Here is a 3,828-nt window from a genome sequence, read left to right as displayed (position 1 = left end):
ATCATAGGTTTTTCAGATTGATCGACACCTTCGTAATCTGCAATCTTGCCGCCGTTAGAAGCAACCAAAGCGATACCTTTTGCGCAGTCGTGTGGAGAACCGCCACCTAGAGAAATAACGAAATCACAGTCGTTGTCAGTCAGTAATTCAAGACCATCATTTACGTTTGTGATGGTTGGGTTTGGTTGAGTGCCGTCGAATACCACAGCGTCTACACCGCGCTCGCTAAGAAGGTCTTGTACCTGCTTAACCACGCCAATTTGGTTTAGGATTTTATCGGTTACGATAAGACCTTTTTTAAAGCCTTGAGACTGAATGCTATCAGCAGCATCCTTTAGACAGCCAGTACCCATGAAGTTGATTGTAGGGATGTAAAATGCACTAGACATTGGAAAACTCCGGTTAATTATGATTTTTAATTGCCTATATGTTGTCGGCAAACAACTGGTCGACCATTGATCTGGAACAACTTTGATTTCGAACTACCACTTTCTGGTTATTGGTTGTGATAGGGCTCATATAGCAATCGTTTTTATGGTTTTCTGATGTGTATATTGTCAGTTATGGATGGTGAATAATTGATCGTTCTAAGACCGGTATGATGCTTTATAACCATTGAAAATAAGGCTATTCAGTCAACGCTGGCTCATGTTCTTCTTGTGTCGATTCTTGAGCTGGGTTGACAGTGCATTCGACCTGGCTTTCCTTTTTCCCAGGTGAATCTGACGCTTCTTGAGGCTCTTCATCGTAGTATTTGACCAGGAATGGAGTGAGCATGACGGATGACGGTAAGAAGTGCTTCATAGTACCTCCCGGTACGTTTCGTGTATTTCCTTTATGGTATTGGTTTAATATGTGGCAAAATTTGCGATACATCATGACTTGTTGCTTGTTTTCTATAAATTATTAGAACTATATTCAGGCTCACAAAAATGGTAGTAGAATGCACACTTAACCGTTGAGGTTAGGAAAGAACAAAATATAAATTCGGCTCGATAGCGCGAATAATAGGACAGATAATGAAGTACGATTGGATATTCTTTGATGCGGATGAAACCTTGTTCCACTTTGACGCTTTTCAAGGAATGAAGCTAATGTTCTCACGTTTTGGTGTGGATTTTAGCGAGCAGGATTATTCCGTTTATCAAGAAGTTAACCTACCACTATGGGTAGACTATCAAGATGGCCGAATTACGGCTGATCAACTGAAGCACACACGCTTCGAAAGCTGGGCAGAAAAGTTAGAAACAACAACTGCAGAATTAAACAGCGCATTCCTAACAGCAATGGCGGACATCTGTTCTTTGCTACCGGGTGCCAAAGAGCTAATGGAATCGTTACAAGGCAAAGTGAACATGGGCATTATTACCAATGGCTTCACTGAGCTGCAATCGATCCGTTTAGAGCGCACTGGCATGACCGATTACTTCGAACATGTGATCATTTCTGAAGAAGTCGGCGTTGCTAAACCAGATGCAGAGATCTTTGAACATGCACACAAGCTTGTTGGCTTACCAGCAAAGCAGCGCATTTTGATGGTGGGAGATAACCCACACTCAGACATTTTAGGTGGCTTAGATTTTGGTATCGAGACCTGTTGGTTAAACAGCCAAGAGAAGGCGACGCCAGAAGGTATTAACCCGCATTATCAAGTGAAGTCTCTGGCTGAGCTACAAGCACTTCTGTTAGCGTAACTGCTAACCAACTTTAGCTTTATTCGTTGATCGCTAATAGCCGAGTACAATTCTGTGCTCGGCGACTTAATTTCTACAGGTTTCACTTTTCGATTGTGGTACTCAAGCATATTTATGCTTTAAGCTGCCACGATAACTACTCATAATAAATAGAAGGAATAAGCGTGCTGAAATCTCATCGCCATAGCTGCTACGGCATTGCTGCCATTTTACTTTGGAGCTGCTTAATTGCGTTATCTCGTAGCGTCTCAGAGCAATTAGGCCCAATTGGCGGCGCAGCCAGTCTTTACACAGTGAGTTCACTGTTTTTGGTTTGCGTTATGGGGTTACCTAAGCTGAAACGCTTCTCAAAGTCTTACTTGTTGATTGGTGGCGCGCTATTTGTTTGCTACGAGATCTTTCTAGCCTTGGCATTAGGCATGGCAAATAACCGACATCAAGCCTTAGAGATGGCGGTTATTAATTACCTTTGGCCTGCGCTGACAGTATTGTTTGCGGTATTACTCAGCGATAAAAAGATAAATTGGCTGGTTTACCCAAGTATCTTTTTAGCTTTCTTTGGTGTGGCTTGGAGCATCAGTGGCGACCAAGGCCTTTCTGTTGAACAGATTGCGGCAAATATCGCGACTAACCCCAAAACCTATTCGATGGCGTTCTTCGGCGCGATTATTTGGGCGGTTTACTGTAATTACACTCAGAAAGTTGCGAAAGGGCAGAATGCGATTGTGTTGTTCTTTATCGCGACAGCGATCACCTTGTGGATCAAATACGCACTGAGCAGTGAAACCGGTATGGTAATGACGAGCAGTGCCGCGATTGATCTGGCTCTGGCGGGCGTGTGTATGGGCGCGGGTTACGCGCTTTGGAATACCGCGATATTGGGTGGCAACATGGTCTTTCTCGCAACTATGTCTTACTTCACGCCAATTTTTGCAACCTTACTCTCTTCTATGATTTTAGGTTTAACGCTGACTATCACATTTTGGCAGGGAGTATGTATGGTGACGATTGGGTCGCTGGCTTGCTGGTGGGTTACAAGAGAGAAAAAGCCGACGGTTAAGGCGTCGGCTTCTGAAGAGGTTCAATCTTAATAGCAATTGTGTTTATCTACCGATTGCTAGAATGAGAATTAGCTTGCGATATTGAGGTTCAGTTGAAGCTCATATGGCATCTTAGACAGGCGTCGCTTTAGTTGGCGGCGCGTACGTTCAATATCATCGACCGCAATCGCTTGTTGGTCGTTGGTATGAATATCAACGTTGATTCTTAGCTCAGGACCAACCTTAGTCACACCGATTAGCTCCAAATCTTGTTCTGCTTCTTTGTCTACCGCGACAACGTTCTTATCTACCGCGTCACAAATTTCTTTGTTTGCCGACATCATTAGTAGCTCACGCATAGCTTCTCTTAGCATATCGAACGGTACTTTGATGAAGTAGAAAGACATCAGCAACATCATCATTGGGTCGGCATACACAGCGTATTCTGCGAACGGCGAGAATGTCATTGACCAAGCCACGACGAAACCTGCTGTTACTGCGACACTCAATAGTGTATCCATTTGCCATTGCTTAGACTCAGCCTGAATCAAGCCAGATGAAATGCTCTTACTCTTGTTAGCGATATACCACCACGCGTAACCACAGCCCAATACGTTAAAAATACCAAACAGAGTTGCGATAGAAGCATCAACTTCACTACCACCTGTCATCAAGGCGCCAATCGCTGAATACAGTGAATAACCAACCACAAGTAAAATGACGGCAGCTTTAATCGTGATGACGATAGGTTCAATGATCGCACGACCGAACGGGAATTCACGGTCAGAAGGGCGATTAATGTATTTTGAGGCAGCTAGTGACAATAAAGTTAACAGTAAGCTGATAAGAGAGTAGACACCGTCAAATACTATGACCAGAGAGCCAACGAGAAGACCCAACACCAATCCGCCAATAGCGAAGCCTGATGCTAAAAGGGCTGAGAACAATAGAACTCGGTTTTCGTTTTGGCTTTTCCTGTCACACATAATATTTTCCAGATGTTTTTGATAATTTCATTGTTCTAATATTGAGCGAGATTTTCAAACTTTATCTGATGATGTTTATGTTACAGAACATGGTTTTTTATATTATTC

5 protein-coding genes are annotated in these 3,828 nt (G+C 43.2%); 2 read left to right on the top strand and 3 right to left on the bottom strand.

Translation table 11 applies throughout. The annotated features are described in order from the left end of the window. Nucleotides 1-389: iron-containing alcohol dehydrogenase (locus tag BCT81_RS23615; protein ID WP_133152702.1), on the bottom strand; the 389-nt coding region annotated here is incomplete at its 3' end. Nucleotides 390-627: 238 nt separating this feature from the next. Further along, on the bottom strand, nucleotides 628-879 hold the full coding sequence (locus tag BCT81_RS29075) for a hypothetical protein (protein ID WP_133152701.1): 252 nt from the start codon (nucleotides 877-879) through the stop codon (nucleotides 628-630). Between the two features lie 140 nt (nucleotides 880-1,019). Between BCT81_RS29075 and yjjG the strand changes: the two genes are divergently transcribed. Continuing rightward, a complete protein-coding gene (gene yjjG, locus BCT81_RS23610) occupies nucleotides 1,020-1,694 on the top strand; it encodes a pyrimidine 5'-nucleotidase (RefSeq protein WP_004740299.1) in 675 nt (224 codons plus the stop codon). Nucleotides 1,695-1,858: 164 nt separating this feature from the next. After that, on the top strand, nucleotides 1,859-2,785 hold the full coding sequence (gene yddG, locus BCT81_RS23605) for an aromatic amino acid DMT transporter YddG (protein ID WP_061031166.1): 927 nt from the start codon (nucleotides 1,859-1,861) through the stop codon (nucleotides 2,783-2,785). A gap of 38 nt (nucleotides 2,786-2,823) precedes the next feature. Here the strand turns inward: yddG and BCT81_RS23600 are convergent, their stop codons facing one another. Continuing rightward, nucleotides 2,824-3,720, bottom strand: a complete 897-nt coding sequence (locus tag BCT81_RS23600; RefSeq protein ID WP_102426046.1) for a cation diffusion facilitator family transporter — start codon at nucleotides 3,718-3,720, stop codon at nucleotides 2,824-2,826. Nucleotides 3,721-3,828 lie beyond the last annotated feature (108 nt).

This window comes from Vibrio sp. 10N.261.52.A1, assembly GCF_002876325.1.
Taxonomy (GTDB): Bacteria; Pseudomonadota; Gammaproteobacteria; order Enterobacterales; family Vibrionaceae; genus Vibrio; species Vibrio chagasii.
This window is presented reverse-complemented; position numbering and strand designations above follow the sequence as displayed.

What these genes read in the sequence shown, in the direction of transcription:
- BCT81_RS29075 (WP_133152701.1), bottom strand. Translation starts at nt 879, where the DNA reads ATGATGTATCGCAAATTTTGCCACATATTAAACCAATACCATAAAGGA.
- yjjG (WP_004740299.1), top strand. Translation starts at nt 1,020, where the DNA reads ATGAAGTACGATTGGATATTCTTTGATGCGGATGAAACCTTGTTCCAC.
- BCT81_RS23600 (WP_102426046.1), bottom strand. Translation starts at nt 3,720, where the DNA reads ATGTGTGACAGGAAAAGCCAAAACGAAAACCGAGTTCTATTGTTCTCA.